A 15,099-nucleotide genomic window follows, 5' to 3' on the forward strand; every position below is an offset into this window, starting at 1 on the left:
CTATGACCCGTGGCGGATGGTTTGCGCGGCGCGGATGGTCGGCACGAACGATCCGGTCACCACCGTGTTCTGCCGCGCGCCCTTGCCCCTGTCGACAGTCAACTGGCGCAGCACCTCGGCGCTCGGTCCGAACGCCTCGATGACGCCACCGCGCAGGACCATCACGCGGTCGCAGGCGGCGGCAATCGCAGGCCGATGGGTGATGACGATCGTGGTGACGCTCGCGGCGCGCGCGGCCGCCAGCACCCCTTCGAGCGCCGCTTCGCCGGCGCCGTCGAGATGCGTGCTCGGCTCGTCCAGCACCAGGATGCGCGGATTGCCGTAGAAGGCGCGCGCCAGCCCGATCCGCTGCCGTTCGCCGCCCGACAGCGTCCCGGCGACCATCGTCTGGTAGCCGTCGCTGAGCGTCAGGATCAGCTCATGTGCCTCGGCGCGTTTTGCCGCTTCGACGATCGCCGCGTCGTCGGCGTCTTCGTCGAAGCGGGCGACATTGTCGGCGATCGAGCCTGGAAATAATTCCACCTCCTGCGCCAGATAGCCGATATGCCGGCCAAGCTGGTTTTCGTCCCAGGTCCTGAGCTCGGCGCCGTCGATCCTGACCGAGCCGCCGCTCGGCTGCGCGGCCCCGACAAGCAGCCGCGCCAGCGTCGATTTGCCGGCGCCGCTCGGGCCGACGATCGCCACCGCTTCGCCAGGCTGAATCGCAAAGCTCAGCCGCTTGAGGATGGGCTCGGCGCCAAAGGTGGCATTGGGCGCGATGAAGAAAAGTTCCTGCGCTGAAATCGCGCCGGTCGGGTCGGGCAAGGTCAGCTTGCGCGCTTCGCCCGGCTGCATCGAAAGCGCGGTTCTGAGCCGCGTCCAGGCGCGCCTGGCTTCGCCGATCTGCCGCCAGGAACCGATCAGTTGGTCGAGCGGCTGCAGCGCTCGCGACGATACCAGCGAGGAGGCGAAGATCATGCCGGCCGTCATCTCACCCTTGAGCACCAGCCAGGCGCCGGCGCCGAGGATCGCCAGTTGCAGCATCATGCGCAGCGCCCTGGAGGCGCCGCTGAAGATCGCGTTGGCGCCGGCAGAGCGGTCGTGCAGGACAAGCGCTTCCGCCACATGCCGGCCCCAGGCGCGCGCGGCGTTTTCCACCATGCCCATGGCGCGCAGCGTCTCGGCGTTGCGGGCAAAGGCCTGCTCGGCACGGCTGGCCAGATCGGAGTGCCCCGCCGAGAGCGCATCGTTCCCGCCGATGGCGAGCTGGTTGGCCACGACCAGGATGGCAAGCAGCGCCGTGCCGCCGAGCGTCACCCAGAACAACACCGGATGGATGAGATAGAGCAGGCCAAGGAAGACCGGCGCGAAGGGCAGGTCGAACAGCACAGCGACACCGCGCGAGCGGATGAAGGCGCAGACCGCGGCGAGGTCGGTGAGCGGCGACGGCGTATGCTGGGCGCCGAGCGACGCGGCGAAGACCGTCGCGCCCAACCTGTCGTTGACCGTGGCCGCGACACGCTGCGTGTAGATGGCGCGGATGGCGTCGAGCAAGCCGAGGAAGCCGAGCGCCGCGACCGCGATGACCGACAGATAGACCAACGTCTCGACGCTCGAGGAGGGCAGCACCCGGTCATAGACCTGCAGGAGGTAAAGCGGGATCACCAGCAGCAGCAGGTTGATCAGCAGCGAGAACAGGCCGACATCGGTGATGGCGCGCAGGAACACGCGGCGCAACCAGGCTGGCCGCAAACCGGCCGACGAGGTCGGAGCGCTCTCGCGTGACATTGCCCCGGCCACCTAGAGCATGATGCCGAAAAGTGTGAAGCGGTTTTCGGACGACATCATGCTCTATCTCCTTGATTTAGAGACGGATTCAGATTTCAGGTCGATTCGACCTGAAATCGTCCGTCTCTAGGCTGTATGCTCGCCCGTGACGCTCAAATGGCTCTGCTGCAGTTCGTCCAGCGTGTAGGCGTGAATGTAGTCGATCTTCATCTGGGCTGGCGTGGCGAGGTGGTCCGGCGGCGCGCCGGCCTGGCCGCCGATCGCCAGATCGACCAGCATATACATCGGCTTGTCCATGTCGGACGGCGTCGCCGCTTCCGCGACCTGCACGCCGTCATAGGTCCAGACCAGCTTGTCCGGCGTCCACAAGACGCCATAGGTGTGGAAGCCGGCGGTGTCCATGACGTTTACCGTGGAACCGACCGTCGTGTGCTGTCCCGTCTCGTTGGTATGCGCGGTCATCAGCAGCGAATTCGGCTTCTGGCCATACATCTCCATCACGTCGAGCTCAGGCGGCCACGAGCCGTCTTCCGGCAGCAGCCAGAAGGCCGGCCAGGCGCCGGCGTTTTCCGGCAGGTCGGCGCGCATTTCGAAATAGCCATAGGTCTGCGAGAACGAGTCATGCGTGGTCAGCATGCCTGAGGTGTATTCGTAATTGTTGATCAGCGGCTTGATGTCGGCCGGGGTCTGCGCCGCGGTGATCGTCAGCACGCCGTTGTCGATGCTGAACGGATGCACCGAGCTCGTCGGCGCGTAACTGGGGTTGATATACCATTGCAGCTCGTTGTTCTGGGTCAGCGAGCCGCCACTGGCCCCGCCCCACCAGAAATTGGTGTTCCAGGTGCCGCCTTGGCTGTCGTGAAGGTTCAGCGTGTTGAACTCGTCGCTGAAGGACAGCGTCATGCCCGACTTGTCGATCGGCAACTCGAACTGGTTCGGCTGGAACTTGTCGATGGTGGTGTTCTTGAATTCGAGGATCTCGCCCGATCCGAGATTCAGCACCACATTGGGGCCCGCCTGGATCATGCTGTCGTGGACGGCGGCGAAGGACGTGAACCCGTAGCCATCGAGCCGCACGGCATCGTTCGCGGCGAAATTGACGATCGAGTCGCTGCCGTTGCCCTTGGCGACAATGAAAGTGTCGTTGCCGCCGCCGCCATCGATCAGCACATCGTTGCCCGCGCCGCCGTCCAGGGTCTGACCGCCCGCCGTGGCGGTGATGATGTTGTCCAGCGCGTTGCCGAAGGCATAGTTGTGGGCATTGGTGACAACGAGGTTTTCGACATTGTTCGGCAGCGTGTAGCTCATCCATGTGTTGATCGTGTCGACACCCTGGCCGCCGTACTCGACCACCTTGTTGCCCGCCGAATAGAGGTAATAGATGTCGTCGCCGGTGCCGCCATACATGGTGACGTTGACGCCGCTGGAGGCCCAGATGGAGTCGTTGCCGCTGCTGCCGTTGAATGTCGGTCCGGACGTTGCCGAAAACCAATGATTGGAAGCGCCGCTATAATAAAGAGGAACGCCTATCGCGTTGACGACGAAGCTCATCGGACACTCCTTCCTCGGTGGCGCCTGATTTTCAGGCCAACCTGCAAGTCGGCCTATGGTTCCAAGGATTCGCGTCGCAGTACAGATAAAAAATTACCGCTCATCGATTAATGATTAGAAATGATTATAATAAGGTTTTTCTAATGCAATTTAAGCGCGATAATTACACCCGGAATTACTCAATTTTACTCAATATTGCGAGACTCATGTTGAAATATTGGGCATGGTGCTGCGTGTGATCGCAGTTGACCAGCGTGGCCGTCTGGGATGAACGAGCGCTGAGTCGCCAAGCGCAACGATGGACATTCGAGCCGGAATTCCGATCGCAGCACCTACGTCTTATCCACGTTACAAAGCGGCTCGGTAGCCGCGAGGCAAAAAATTTGACAGGCTTTGTCGGATCGGCTGGGGGCCGCCCGTCCTTGGGGCATCGATCAACTAGGGAAGGATATCGAGATATGCCGAGCACCATCCATCTGCACCGCGTCCTGGCGACCAAGCCGGAGAAGGTCTACCGCGCATTCATCGAGGCCGATGCGCTGGCCAAGTGGCTGCCGCCGAACGGCTTCACCTGCACGGTGCACGAGTTCGAGGGCAAGGTCGGCGGCGCCTACAAGATGTCCTTCCGCAACTTCACCACCGGCGACAGCCACGCCTTCGGCGGCGAATTCGTCGAACTCGTTCCGGGCGAGCGCCTGCGCTACACCGACCGCTTCGACGACCCCAACCTGCCGGGCCAGATCGAAGTGACGGTGATCCTGAAGAAAGTGTCGGTCGGCACCGAGATCAACATCACCCAGGCCGGCATCCCGGACGCCATCCCCGCCGAGGCCTGCTATCTCGGCTGGCAGGAATCGCTGCGCAACCTGGCCAAGCTCGTCGAGCCCGAGATCAACCAGTAGACTGGTGTAAGGCGGCGGCCGGTGTTGCCGCCGCCTTGCCCAAGGTAAGTAAAATTTCACCAAGCGCTGTTAAAAGCGGCTCTCATGGATCGCAAGACCAACTACGTCATTGTCCTGATGGCCGCGTTCGCCGCCCTGGCGACGTACAACATCGCTTACGGCCTGAAGATGGGCGAGATCCGGGGCCGGCTGCACTGGGTCGCGCTCGACGACGATCCGACACGCTTCTGGAACATCGTCGTCGGCAACGGGCTGAACATCGCGGCATCGCTGGCCTTGATGTGGCTGCTCAATTCGCGCAGCCGCAACTGAGGCGACGTCCTCTTTACCTTTCACAGCGCCCTTGTGATGCCCCCATCCACGCGGATGTTCTGGCCCGTGATGTAGGCCGCGCCATCGGAGGCCAGGAACGAGATCGTCGCGGCGATCTCTTCCGACGTGCCGTAGCGCTTCATCGGCACGCCGCCACGCCGCTCCTCGGTCGCCGGCAGGCTGTCGATCCAGCCGGGCAGCACATTGTTCATGCGGATGTTGTCGGCGGCATAGGTGTCGGCGAAGATCTTGGTGTAGGCGGCGAGCCCGGCGCGCGCCACGGCCGAGGTCGGGAACATCGCGCTCGGCTCGAACGCCCAGGCGGTCGAGATGTTGATGATGACGCCCGATTTTTGGCTTTGCATCACCGGCGTCACCAGCCGGGTCGGGCGCACGGCGTTAAGGAAATAGGTGTCGATGCCCTTGTGCCAGTCCTCGTCGCTGATCTCGATGATCTGCGCGCGCGGGCCGTGGCCGGCGCTGTTGACCAGCACGTCGATGCGGCCCCAGCGTTCGAGCGCGCCGTCGGTAAGGCGCTTCAGATCCTCGTTCGATTGGTTGGAGCCGGTGACGCCGAAGCCGCCGAGCTCCTTGCCAAGCGCCTCGCCCTTGCCGGAGGAGGACAGCACGCCGACCTTGAATCCGTCCGCCGCCAGGCGCTTCGCCGCCGCGGCTCCCATGCCGCTGCCGCCCGCCGTCACCAGAGCTACTTTTTCGCCTGCCATGTCCTGATCCATCTCGGTTGTTTGGTTGAAAGCGACCCTGTTAGCATGCGCAGGGCAGGGCAATGAACCGGATTGGATTGCGCCAGTCTATGAAGGCTTGGGTTCCTCGCCCCCGCCAAAGGCGGGGGAGAGGTGTCCGCGAAGCGGACGGAGAGGGGGCCTTCGTAGGGCACTCCCCCTCTCCGTCTCGGCTTCGCCGAGCCACCTCTCCCCCACTTTCGTGGGGGCGAGGAAAGGCGCTCAAACCTTGAATGCACCCATCACAGCCTTCGAAACCCTCGCGCAGCGCCCCGGCTTCACCGCGCCCGGCCTCAGCGGCACGCCCTTTCCCGCCGGCACCGCCGGCTCGAACCAGCCGCGCAGGGCCTGGTCGGCGGCGCAGTAGCCCCAGTTCACCAGATCGACCGTTTCCTCGGCTCCCAGGAAATGCAGCGAGGTGCCGATATCGGCCGGCTGGGTGGCGGCGGTCTGCTTGAAGGTCGGCTCGGTCGCGTCCGGCTTGCTGGCGATCGACCAGAACACGCCGCGCGTCGCCGCATAATCGGGCCGGGTCGCGTCGTTGGGCAGGCCGCGATCGTCGGCGTCCTTGGCTGCCTGAAAGCGCGCGACGAGGTCGCGGCGCCTGAGCGAGCGCACCTGGTTGTCGGTGGTGTCGGCGACGCGTTTCAACTGCGAGAACCAGTTCCAGTAGCCCGCCTTCGAAGCCTGCCACGGCGCGCCGGCGTCGCTGACCAGCAGCCAGCGGCAGCGCTTCAGCGCCGGCTCGATGCCGTGATTGTCGTAGACGCCGCCATCGGTGAGCACGGCGCGGGCAGGCGGCACCGGCGCGCCGACCGAAAGGTCGAGCTTGTCGTTCTTCCACGCGAAGGGCGTGAGGTCGAGCCGCAGCGGCGACAGGAAGGGCGGGAAGGCCGACGATGCGGCAACCGCGAGAGCCACCGGCAGGTCGGCATTGTAAGCAACGCCGATGCGGTAATCGGCGATGTAGCGCCGCGACAGCCGAAACAGCGAGCCGGTGTCGAGATTGCTGGAGCAGAACACGAACCAGGGTTTCTCCGGCAGGCTCTTCAGCATCGGCCTGGAGCCGTCGAACAAGTGCCGCTCGTAGCAGGCCGCGACTTCACGCGCGGCGCTCGAAAACGGGTTGAACAGGCCTTTGAAGATCGACGGCGCGTCGAGGAAGACCTGCGAGAACTCCAGGATCCTGTCGAGATAGATATCGAAATTGCTCGCGACACCGTTGGCGAATTTGAAGCGCGGCCAAAGCACCGCCAGCAGCCCGGCCGCGATCGAGCCGCCCGAGACCGAGCTCACCATGTCGAGTTTTTTAAGCAGCCCGGCTTCGTTCAGGCGGCAGAGCGCGCCGGCGTGAAACAGCATGGCGCGGTAGCCGCCGCCCGACAGGCAGAGGCCGAGATCGTAGCGCTCGGCTTTGTCGCCGGTATCAACTGGCGCCGCCTCTGAATCCGGCGTTGCCGTCTCACTGGCCATGAATGACTCCGATCGTTCAAGCGCGGCTGTCTCGGCGCACAATCCAGCCTAGCGCGGGGCTTCTGGCAAGCTGCGGAATCGCGGAATGTCAGCGTTGGAAAGCTTGGGTTCCTCGCCCCAGCCGAAGGCGGGGAGAGGTGTCCGCGAAGCGGGCGGAGAGGGGCCTTCGTAGGGCGCTCCCCTCAAAGTTCCTTCTCCGCCAGCTCCCTGAATCCGTCCGGCACCGAGCGCGTGCCTTCCAGCGCCACCGTGCCGTAGCCGACGGCCTCCTTGCCGAAGCGCTGGCGGATCTTGTCGATGGCGCGGTCGGCGCCGAAGCGGGCGAGCCCCTTGCGGCTGCCGGGCTTGCGCTTCTCATCCTCCAGGCCGAGCGGCAGTTCGAGTTGCAGCTCGGAATGCTCCTCCAGATGCGAGACCGAGATGGCGAGCAGCGAGATGTCACGCTCGCCCGGATGGGTGGCCAGCACGCCGCGAACCAGCTCCTCGGCGATTTCGGCCAGCATCGCGGTCGCCTGGATCGGCTGGTCGAGCGTGATCGAGCGGCTCACCGCGCGCATATCGGCGAAGCGCACGCGCACCGTCACTGTGCGGCCCGGCCGGTCCTTGGCGCGCAGGCGGCTGGCGACGCGGTCGGCCAGGTGCAAGAGCGTCGGCACGAAGACGCGGGGCAGGGCGGGCTTCCTGCCCAGCGCCGATTGCGCGCCGGCCGAATGCGCGCGGCGATGTGTCGCTAGTTTGCGTGGGTCGCGGTTCCAGGCAAGCGCGGCAAGCTTCTGGCCGGCGGCATGGCCGATCAGCCGCTCCAGCGCGCCGCTATGCGTGCGCGCCAGCTGTCCGATGGTCTCGACGCCGATCTCGGCCAGCCTCGCCTTGGTCGCCGGGCCGACGCCCCACATCAGCGTGACGGGCAGGTCGTGCAGGAAGGCAAGCTCGGTGCCGGGCTCGACCATCACCAGCCCGTCCGGCTTGGCCACCTGCGAGGCGATCTTGGCGAGATGCTTTGTCCGCGCCACGCCGATCGAGATCGGCAGGCCGAGCTCGGCCTTGACCCTGTGGCGGATTTTTCGCGCGATCTCGTCCGGCGGTCCGAACAGATGCGTACAGCCGGCGACGTCGGCAAACGCCTCGTCGATAGAGATGCGCTCGACCACCGGCGTGAAATCGTCGAGCACCTTGATCGCGGCATCGCCAAGGCGCTGGTACTCGGAAAAATGGCCGCCGACGAAGATGAGCTGGGGGCAAAGCTCGCGCGCCTTGCGGCCGGGCATGCCGCCGCGCACGCCAAAGACCTTGGCCTCGTAAGACGCGGCAAGCACCACGCCGCCGCCGACGGCGATCGGCTTGCCGCGCAGCGACGGATCGAGCAACTGCTCGACCGAGGCGTAGAAGGCGTCGAGATCGGCATGCAGGATGGTGGCAGCCGCGGCGGCATTTGTGGCGGGGCATCGCACGCTTCCGTCGCCATTTGTGTGGCATTGCAGCATTAGCGGCGTCTGTTGTAAGGGGAAATAGTAGAACATAAAGAGAACAAAAGCAGGCCTATGTCAAGCAGCCACGTCCGAAGGTGCAAGTTTCCACAACCTGGCAGTACAGCCGCAGATAGTGTGCTGGTTGTGTGCATAGTCGCTTTGCGGAGATGTTGCCAAAGCGACGGAGGGGCGCCGTGCACGGCGCCTCGTTCTTCACTTCTGAAAGGCGCTCACGAGACGACCCTGCGGTCGCGCCTGCCGTTTCGCCATCGGCTGTTCGTGCTATGCCGGCTTGGCGTATTGTTCGGCGCTCAGCACCTCGATGCACTGGAACGGCTGGTTGCCTTCCACCCAGGCGTCATGGCCGGGCGGAATCGTGTAGGAAGTGCCGGCCTCGAAAGTCTTTTGCGTGCCGTCGGTCATCCGCACGGTGATCGAGCCGGAGACGACATAGCCGACATGCGAGACTTGGCAGCTGTCGGTCTTGACCACCGGCTTCACGCATTCGGACCATCTCCAGCCCGGCTGCATGTTCATCCGCCCGAGCGTATAGCCCGGCAGCCGCACGATTTCGACGCGCGTCTTGGCGGGCGCGCGGACCTCGTCAGGATTGTTGTGCGATTTGGATTCGAATTTCGTCACCTTCGTTGCAACTTCGGCCATGGTATCCCTCCCATGCGTGAAGCGGCGCCTGACGTTTGCGATCTTCGGCGACCGCCTCGCCATTCATACGCCTTATCATGAGGAATTACTAATATAATCAGGGCGATTACGATGCTGGCCGAGGGCCCGGGCCATTTTCGGACTGAAGTCGCACCCGCCGAACGCAGAGGCCTGAGGCGCCGATTTCCACGCAACAACAGCGCTGTCAATTCATTTGGCTAGCAAGCCGCCGGACAAAGTCCCTTCATCGGTGGTTGACCACGGAGTGCCTGCCATCCCTGCGATATGGCAGGCACTCCTTCCCTTCTGGAAACGCTTTTGGAGTTGCCGGCCATGCAACCCGGCAGGATCATCGCGAACCTGTTTGCCACGCTGCTTCTGGTGGCCCTGGTTGCCGCCGTCTTCCTCGTCTTCGGCGGGCCGCTCTGGCCCCAACGCCATGCCCGGATGGCGATCCTTCTGCCCATCGACACGATGGCGACCGGATCGGTGCGCAGGGCCTGTGTCGAGCCATGCCTGCCGGCCCGCTTCGATCTCAAGCTCGCGCCAGCGAGGCCGCCCGAGTTGTGACTGGAGCCGGGACTGATGGAACCCTCGAGCACGCCCCGCCGTTGACTTTGTTCGAAGGGATGCAGTGGGCGGAGGCCGCCATGGTCAGCTTTGAACTCATCGATCTCTTATGCGTCATCGACGCCTGCGCGAGCGACCGTTCTGCCGGGCGCCTTGTGCCGATGTCGAAGGCCGTCGAGGAACTGCGCGTGCTGACCGGCGATTTCGTGTCGTCGGATGAGGAAGCAACCAGCGCCTTGACGCATGTTGCGCTCGAGCGCGGCTGCGCGGTGCTGTTCGACGAGCAGCCGGGCGCCGACATCATCGCGGAATTTTAGGACGGAACCCGGTTCACTTCACCAGAGTGATCATTCGCCCAGCATACATTTCACGGTTCCCGAGTACGGCCGTGCAGTCCGATTTCACGGCCGAGTTTCCCGTCATCGTGACCGTGTCGCCGACCAGCCGCAGGCAACTGCCCTGGCTGCTCATGTCGGAATTTCCAGCGTAGGTGATGGCGGCGTCCGGGGCGTAGATGAAGCCGCTCACCAGCGAGCCGGACCCGCCGTTCAGCGTCAGCGCCTGCGTGTTGCCGTGAGCCTGGTAGATGGTGATGCCTTGATAGGGGCCGCTGGTCGGCGGCGACAGGTTCACCTGCTCGTTGGCGTTGATGTAGATCTGCGAGTTCTCCATCAGGAAGATCGTCACGCCCTGGCCGCTCAGGCTGCCATTGCCGCCGGGCTTGATGGTGACGTTGCGCATGATGTAGGTGCCCGGATTGAGGGTGATCTTCCCCGACAGGGTCTTGTCGCAATAGGTGCCCGGCGAGAGCGTTATCGTCTTGCCGTTGGGCACCGGCAGGCAGAGCGTGTAGGCCGGAGGAACGACGTCGGCCAGTGGATCGAACGAGGCGTATTGTTTCTCGTGCGGCGTGCCGCAGGAAAGCGTGGCGCTGGGCGGCGTCAATCCTTGCGTGCCGCCGACCGTCGAGACGCAAGCGGCGCTGACGATCGCCGAGCCACCCCGGTTGACGGAATCGGCGGCATCCGAATTGGCCGCGATCACGCACCCGGTCATCGCCACATTGGTGGAGCCTTGCAGGTTCACCGCATTGTCGGCGTGCTGGTCGAGCGCGAGCACGCAGGCCTGCGCGCCAGGCTTGATCTTGACCTGGGCGGAGCGCGTCGCCTGCCAGGCCGGCATGAGGCTGACCACGGGCGGCCGGGTGATGCTCGACGTCAGCGATAGGAAATAGGCGCTCGGATCGCCGCTGGCCGTGGCCTGGAAGGCGGCGACGCTGCCCGAATACTCCTGCGCGTCCGCGGCGCTCATATTGGCTGCGAAGAAGGTCTGGCCGAGTTGCTGGACGTCGTTCGCCGTCATGCTGGCCAGATACTTGGTGCCGATTGCAAGGCCGGCCGCGTCCAGCGAGTTCTGCAGCTGCGCGGCGTCGTCGCTCGTGCCGGTCAGGTCGATGGAAGCCGCCACGCCAAGCATCAGCGGCACCATGGCGACCGCCGTCGCGACCGCGAAATTGCCGCGCCTCGAAGCCCAAAACCGTCCAAACATGGAGCCCGCCCTTGCCGTATCAGCAAGAGTGATAGGCGCGCCGTCTCAACGAGCGATTTGCAAAAAAGTTAAAATGCAGAAAGTGCTAAAATATATGGTTTTACTGATGCTTACACCTTAAGTCTGAGGTAATTTAGGCCTTAAGTCTTAATTTGTGCGCCGCAAGATGGGGGCGACGGCCCGCTGCGGTCCTACCGGCGCAAGTCGAGCGAATTAATTAGGCATTCATTCATACGGCAATGATGACGTGATGGCTGGGATAGCTTGGGCGCGCTTGGCCATGGCCTTTTCGGGGCGGTTCTTCGGACATCTTTTTTCTCGGCTCGCCTCATGGCGCTTTTGCGAAGGCAGGGGCGGCAATGTCGCGACCATCTTCGCGTTGACCTTGCCGGTCGTCGTCGGCGGCGCGGGCTTCGGCGTCGAGACCTCCTATTGGTACTACTCGAGCCTGAAGCTGCAGGCGATCGCCGACGCGGCGGCCTATGCCGGCGCCTTGGAAAAGATTGCTGGATCCGATACCGCCACCATCACCACGGCCGCCACCTCATCGGCCGCCTCGAACGGGCTGGGCAGTGGCACCATCGTCGTCAACACCCCGCCCGCGTCGGGACCGAACACGGCCAAGAAGGCGGTCGAAGTGATCCTCAACCAGAATCTCGACCGTATGTTCACCTCCATCTTCACGCAGACCAAGGTGCCGGAGCAGGCGAGGGCGGTGGCGTTGATTACGGATGCCTCCAAAGCTTGCGACATAGCTCTCAGTCTCACAGCCTCGCAGGCGTTGCTTTTCTCCGGCAACACCAACGCGAAGAAAATCGGCTGCGTTGACATGGCGAATTCGAACGCCTCCGACGCAATCAAGATCCAGGGCTCGGCAGGTGTCCAGACCGACTGCCTGATCACCGTCGGCGGTGTGGTGCTTAACAATCCACCGACGATGGTCTGCAAGGCCGCGATCACCCAGGCGCTTCCGGCAGCCGACCCGTTCGCCAGCCTGCCGACGCCCGCGGCTTCCAACCCATGCCAGAACGACAACAAGTCGACGCTGAAGCCGGGCACCTATTGCAGCGGCATGAGCCTGAGCGGCAATGTCGCCCTCGACCCCGGCGTCTATGTCGTACAGGGCAATCTGAAGATAAACGCCAACGCCAATGTCTCCGGCAGCGGCGTCACCATCTTCATGTCCGGCAGTTCGACTGTCAGCATCAACGGCAACGCAACCGTGACGCTGAGCGCGCCGACCTCGGGCGTCTATTCCGGCGTGCTGTTCTACGGCGACAGGACAGGAACGGCGGCGCAGAGCACCTTCAATGGCACGGCGAGCTCGCTTTTGACCGGCGCGATTTATTTTCCCCGGCAGCAGGTCAACTATCTCGGCAATTTCTCGGGCGTGAACGGCTGCACCCAGGTCGTTGCCGACACCATCCAGTGGTCGGGCAATTCGACCATCAACCAGGACTGCACGAGCCTCGGGATGAAGAACATCCCGGCCGCGCAGTCGGTTGCGATCGCCGAGTAGCGCTATGGGGCAACCGGTAATTCGTTTTGGCAGAGACCGTGCCGGCGTCGCCGCGGTAGAGCTCGCGCTGGTGATGCCTGTGCTATGCGCCGCTCTGCTCGGCATCCTCGACGGCTGGTCCTACGTCACCAGCTCGCTGGCGATGCGGGCAGGGGTCAAGACGGCGGCGAACCTCGTGATGGCCGGTGGCGACGATACCGCCACGCAGGCCGCGGCACTGGCGAGCTGGGAACAGAAACCGGCCGACGCCGCGGTCACCGTTACACGTAGCTATCAATGCGGAACGACCGTCGTCACCTCGACCACCATCTGCAGCGGCCCGAAAGTGCCAACGGTCTTCGTCCAGATCCAAGCATCGGGCACCTGGACGCCGCCTTTCACGTTCGGCCCCTATCCGAACAACACCGTCATCGGCCATGTACAGGTGGTCCGTGTCCGCTAAAGCAATCCGTTACAAGCAAAAGCTTCGAGCATTTGCTGCCAATATTGAAGGCGGCTCCGGTCTCGAGTTCGCGCTGATCGTGCCTTTCCTCGTCATGCTGCTGTTCGCCATTTTCGCATTCGGCTGGTCGATGAACAGCATTTCCAGCGTGCGCTACGCGCTGGAGGCCTCCGCGCGTTCCCTGCAGCTCAACAACACGCTGACCCAGGCCGACATCCAGGCGATCGCCACGCAGAAGCTGCAGGCGTTAGGCCTGCAGAATGTGAACGTCACCGTCACCACCGATCCGGCGAGCGGCGGCTTCGCGATGGCGCATGTCAACGCCAGCTACGCCTTCGTCATCAGCTTCCCCTATTTCAGCAACTACCCGATCAGCTACTCGACTTCGGTTACGGTGCCGATGATCAGCGGGTAGGGCACCGGTCGCCGGTCGGCATCGACGAGCCATCTTAGCAATCGCTAAAGCTGCAAGGCTGGCGCCAGCCAGGAATGCTAGGGATTTGCTGTCATCTACATCAGGAGCGCAGCCATGACCTCTCCCATTGGAAGCCAGCACGGCGCTGGCGCGGTGCATCATGCGAGCAAGCCCCAGCCGCCGTCGGAAACCTTTCCGGGCAAGAGCGCCGACAGCGTTGGCCACCTTGCCAAGGCCTCTGTTCTGGAGACCGGCGACAGCGAACCGAACGCCCAGGGAAAAGCAGCGTCCCGGATCGCACGCATGGATCTGACGGTGCTTTCCGCCGGCGGTTCGGACGATGGACAGGAAGCTGAAGCCACGGCGCCTACGGATCAGGACGCCGGCAATACGGACGTAGCGGATCCTTCCATTTAGCTCCGCCGACCTAGAAGCAATTCCAGGAAAAGTGTGAGCGGTTTTCCGCCCGGAATTGCGTTAAAACAAAGAGATAGAGCGGTTCGCCGTTTCCGTGAAACGGTGAAACGCTCTAGGCGCATTCTGCCGACTGAGCCTGCCCGTGGGCTGGCACGGACATTTCCGGGTTCGCGCGTTTTCCGCGGAGTAAGAAGGTCTTTAGGACCATGGTCCGGCAAGACAGGGGCCCTCTTTGTTCCAAACGGCCCAAGCCAACTCGGCCCTTTGTATTTCAATTAAATTTCAATGCGTTACCGAAGTATTTAGCGAAAATCACTGTGCTGCGGCGGGCGTGCTCGCATTTCGCGACCGCAATTACATAAAGTTTATCCGACGCCATTAGGAAATTCTCATAAGAGGCTGCCTAGCGGTTGGGCCATGAAGACGATTCCTATGCGGAGAAGCACAATGACAATGCGCAAAACACTTCTGGCATCCCTCGCCATTCTCGCGCTCGCGGCCGCTCCGGCGCTTGCAGGCGCCGGCGGCAATGGCGGCGGCAACGGCAATGGCGGCGGTCACGGCAACGGCGGCGGCAATTCCGGTGGCAACGGCAACAGCGGCGGCTCGCATGGCAATTCGGCGTCCGCTCCCGGCCACAACAAGGGCACCGACACCGCGTCGGACGACTCCTCGAGCGACGACACCGGTACCGACGACACCACGACGGCCGCGACGCCGAACATCCATTCCAAGCTCGGCCGGCTGAATTCGCTGACGCGTAGCGCCTCGGCCTATGCGCATTCCAAGAGCAAGAACTTCGCCGCCGTCCAGGCCTACACCTCGCAGGCCGCGGCAGCCCAGAACGCGCAAGCCGCGGTTGACGCGGCGACCCAGGCCGTGGCCGATGCCCAGGCCGCGATCGATGCGGCCACCGCGGCCGGCCAGACCCCGACCCAGGAGCAACAAGATGCCTTGACTGCCGCCAATGCGGCGCTCGCGGACGCCCAGGCCAAGGCCGCTGCCACCGTCGCCCCCACCGATGCGGATTTGGACGCGGCCCTTGCCGCAATGGCCAACAAGCCGGTCGACCCCGATGTCACCGCCGCGGCCAAGGCCATGTTGGCCGACAAGATCGACGCCGAAGCCGCCGCCACGGCGACGACGACCCCATAAGGCCGGTCGAACCGACCAGAGGGTGAACGAAAGCCGCCGGGCGCCTCGCCCGGCGGTTTTTTTGTCGGGATGGCGGCTGCGTGTTCGAAAGCAAGCACGGGGTGCTGGGTGGAACGCCCAGGATTCCTCCGTCGCCTCACGCCGATTTCAGCC

At 63.8% G+C, this 15,099-nt stretch carries 16 protein-coding genes; 9 read left to right on the forward strand and 7 right to left on the reverse strand.

Annotated elements, in window-relative coordinates:
* On the reverse strand, positions 1-1,767 hold the full coding sequence (locus KVT37_RS27245) for a type I secretion system permease/ATPase (RefSeq protein ID WP_217578105.1): 1,767 nt from the start codon (positions 1,765-1,767) through the stop codon (positions 1-3).
* Positions 1,768-1,893: 126 nt separating this feature from the next.
* Entirely contained in the window at positions 1,894-3,318 is a 1,425-nt protein-coding gene (locus tag KVT37_RS27250; protein ID WP_217578106.1) for a family 16 glycosylhydrolase, read from the reverse strand.
* A gap of 458 nt (positions 3,319-3,776) precedes the next feature.
* Here KVT37_RS27250 and KVT37_RS27255 point away from each other — a divergent pair, with 458 nt between their 5' ends.
* Together KVT37_RS27255 and KVT37_RS27260 are read left to right on the forward strand one after the other, a co-directional pair.
* Entirely contained in the window at positions 3,777-4,220 is a 444-nt protein-coding gene (locus tag KVT37_RS27255) for an SRPBCC family protein (RefSeq protein WP_217578107.1), read from the forward strand.
* Positions 4,221-4,304: 84 nt separating this feature from the next.
* Positions 4,305-4,532, forward strand: coding sequence for a hypothetical protein (locus tag KVT37_RS27260; RefSeq protein ID WP_217578108.1), 228 nt, complete (start codon positions 4,305-4,307; stop codon positions 4,530-4,532).
* Between the two features lie 20 nt (positions 4,533-4,552).
* On the opposite strand, the gene KVT37_RS27265 is transcribed toward KVT37_RS27260, so the two are convergent.
* The 4 genes from KVT37_RS27265 to KVT37_RS27280 all read right to left on the reverse strand — a co-directional run bounded on the left by KVT37_RS27265 (position 4,553) and on the right by KVT37_RS27280 (position 8,880).
* Positions 4,553-5,257 (reverse strand): SDR family oxidoreductase, encoded by a 705-nt coding sequence (locus KVT37_RS27265; protein ID WP_217578109.1) that lies wholly within the window; start codon positions 5,255-5,257, stop codon positions 4,553-4,555.
* Between the two features lie 240 nt (positions 5,258-5,497).
* Positions 5,498-6,748 carry a patatin-like phospholipase family protein gene (locus KVT37_RS27270; RefSeq protein ID WP_217578110.1) on the reverse strand — a complete coding sequence of 417 codons (1,251 nt, stop codon included), beginning with the start codon at positions 6,746-6,748 and terminating at the stop codon, positions 5,498-5,500.
* A gap of 182 nt (positions 6,749-6,930) precedes the next feature.
* Positions 6,931-8,199, reverse strand: coding sequence for a DNA polymerase IV (dinB, locus tag KVT37_RS27275; protein ID WP_308642777.1), 1,269 nt, complete (start codon positions 8,197-8,199; stop codon positions 6,931-6,933).
* A gap of 300 nt (positions 8,200-8,499) precedes the next feature.
* A complete protein-coding gene (locus KVT37_RS27280) occupies positions 8,500-8,880 on the reverse strand; it encodes a cupin domain-containing protein (RefSeq protein WP_217578112.1) in 381 nt (126 codons plus the stop codon).
* Between the two features lie 333 nt (positions 8,881-9,213).
* On the opposite strand from KVT37_RS27280, the gene KVT37_RS27285 reads away from it, so the two are divergent.
* Positions 9,214-9,450, forward strand: coding sequence for a polymerase (locus KVT37_RS27285; protein WP_217578113.1), 237 nt, complete (start codon positions 9,214-9,216; stop codon positions 9,448-9,450).
* 80 nt (positions 9,451-9,530) lie between these two features.
* A complete protein-coding gene (locus tag KVT37_RS27290; protein ID WP_217578114.1) occupies positions 9,531-9,767 on the forward strand; it encodes a hypothetical protein in 237 nt (78 codons plus the stop codon).
* Between the two features lie 13 nt (positions 9,768-9,780).
* Here KVT37_RS27290 and KVT37_RS27295 read toward each other — a convergent pair whose 3' ends face one another.
* On the reverse strand, positions 9,781-10,998 hold the full coding sequence (locus KVT37_RS27295; RefSeq protein ID WP_217578115.1) for a TadE/TadG family type IV pilus assembly protein: 1,218 nt from the start codon (positions 10,996-10,998) through the stop codon (positions 9,781-9,783).
* Between the two features lie 250 nt (positions 10,999-11,248).
* Between KVT37_RS27295 and KVT37_RS27300 the strand changes: the two genes are divergently transcribed.
* From KVT37_RS27300 to KVT37_RS27320, 5 genes are all read left to right on the forward strand, one after another.
* Positions 11,249-12,517 (forward strand): pilus assembly protein TadG-related protein, encoded by a 1,269-nt coding sequence (locus KVT37_RS27300; protein WP_254634293.1) that lies wholly within the window; start codon positions 11,249-11,251, stop codon positions 12,515-12,517.
* A 4-nt stretch (positions 12,518-12,521) separates the two neighbouring features.
* A complete protein-coding gene (locus tag KVT37_RS27305) occupies positions 12,522-12,959 on the forward strand; it encodes a TadE/TadG family type IV pilus assembly protein (RefSeq protein WP_217578116.1) in 438 nt (145 codons plus the stop codon).
* Entirely contained in the window at positions 12,949-13,374 is a 426-nt protein-coding gene (locus KVT37_RS27310; protein WP_308642778.1) for a pilus assembly protein, read from the forward strand. The genes KVT37_RS27305 and KVT37_RS27310 overlap by 11 nt, the downstream gene beginning before the upstream one ends.
* A gap of 114 nt (positions 13,375-13,488) precedes the next feature.
* On the forward strand, positions 13,489-13,791 hold the full coding sequence (locus tag KVT37_RS27315; protein ID WP_217578155.1) for a hypothetical protein: 303 nt from the start codon (positions 13,489-13,491) through the stop codon (positions 13,789-13,791).
* 447 nt (positions 13,792-14,238) lie between these two features.
* Positions 14,239-14,946, forward strand: coding sequence for a hypothetical protein (locus KVT37_RS27320; protein ID WP_217578118.1), 708 nt, complete (start codon positions 14,239-14,241; stop codon positions 14,944-14,946).
* Positions 14,947-15,099: the final 153 nt, after the last annotated feature.

The sequence above is a fragment of the Mesorhizobium sp. GbtcB19 genome (genome assembly GCF_019091085.1).
Taxonomy (GTDB): Bacteria; Pseudomonadota; Alphaproteobacteria; order Rhizobiales; family Rhizobiaceae; genus Mesorhizobium.

Coding starts and splice junctions, on each gene's coding strand:
- KVT37_RS27245 (WP_217578105.1), bottom strand. CDS start 1,767: ATGTCACGCGAGAGCGCTCCGACCTCGTCGGCCGGTTTGCGGCCAGCC.
- KVT37_RS27290 (WP_217578114.1), top strand. CDS start 9,531: ATGGTCAGCTTTGAACTCATCGATCTCTTATGCGTCATCGACGCCTGC.
- KVT37_RS27260 (WP_217578108.1), top strand. CDS start 4,305: ATGGATCGCAAGACCAACTACGTCATTGTCCTGATGGCCGCGTTCGCC.
- KVT37_RS27265 (WP_217578109.1), bottom strand. CDS start 5,257: ATGGCAGGCGAAAAAGTAGCTCTGGTGACGGCGGGCGGCAGCGGCATG.
- KVT37_RS27255 (WP_217578107.1), top strand. CDS start 3,777: ATGCCGAGCACCATCCATCTGCACCGCGTCCTGGCGACCAAGCCGGAG.
- KVT37_RS27320 (WP_217578118.1), top strand. CDS start 14,239: ATGACAATGCGCAAAACACTTCTGGCATCCCTCGCCATTCTCGCGCTC.
- KVT37_RS27315 (WP_217578155.1), top strand. CDS start 13,489: ATGACCTCTCCCATTGGAAGCCAGCACGGCGCTGGCGCGGTGCATCAT.
- KVT37_RS27305 (WP_217578116.1), top strand. CDS start 12,522: ATGGGGCAACCGGTAATTCGTTTTGGCAGAGACCGTGCCGGCGTCGCC.
- KVT37_RS27280 (WP_217578112.1), bottom strand. CDS start 8,880: ATGGCCGAAGTTGCAACGAAGGTGACGAAATTCGAATCCAAATCGCAC.
- KVT37_RS27285 (WP_217578113.1), top strand. CDS start 9,214: ATGCAACCCGGCAGGATCATCGCGAACCTGTTTGCCACGCTGCTTCTG.
- KVT37_RS27300 (WP_254634293.1), top strand. CDS start 11,249: ATGGCTGGGATAGCTTGGGCGCGCTTGGCCATGGCCTTTTCGGGGCGG.
- KVT37_RS27250 (WP_217578106.1), bottom strand. CDS start 3,318: ATGAGCTTCGTCGTCAACGCGATAGGCGTTCCTCTTTATTATAGCGGC.
- KVT37_RS27295 (WP_217578115.1), bottom strand. CDS start 10,998: ATGTTTGGACGGTTTTGGGCTTCGAGGCGCGGCAATTTCGCGGTCGCG.
- KVT37_RS27270 (WP_217578110.1), bottom strand. CDS start 6,748: ATGGCCAGTGAGACGGCAACGCCGGATTCAGAGGCGGCGCCAGTTGAT.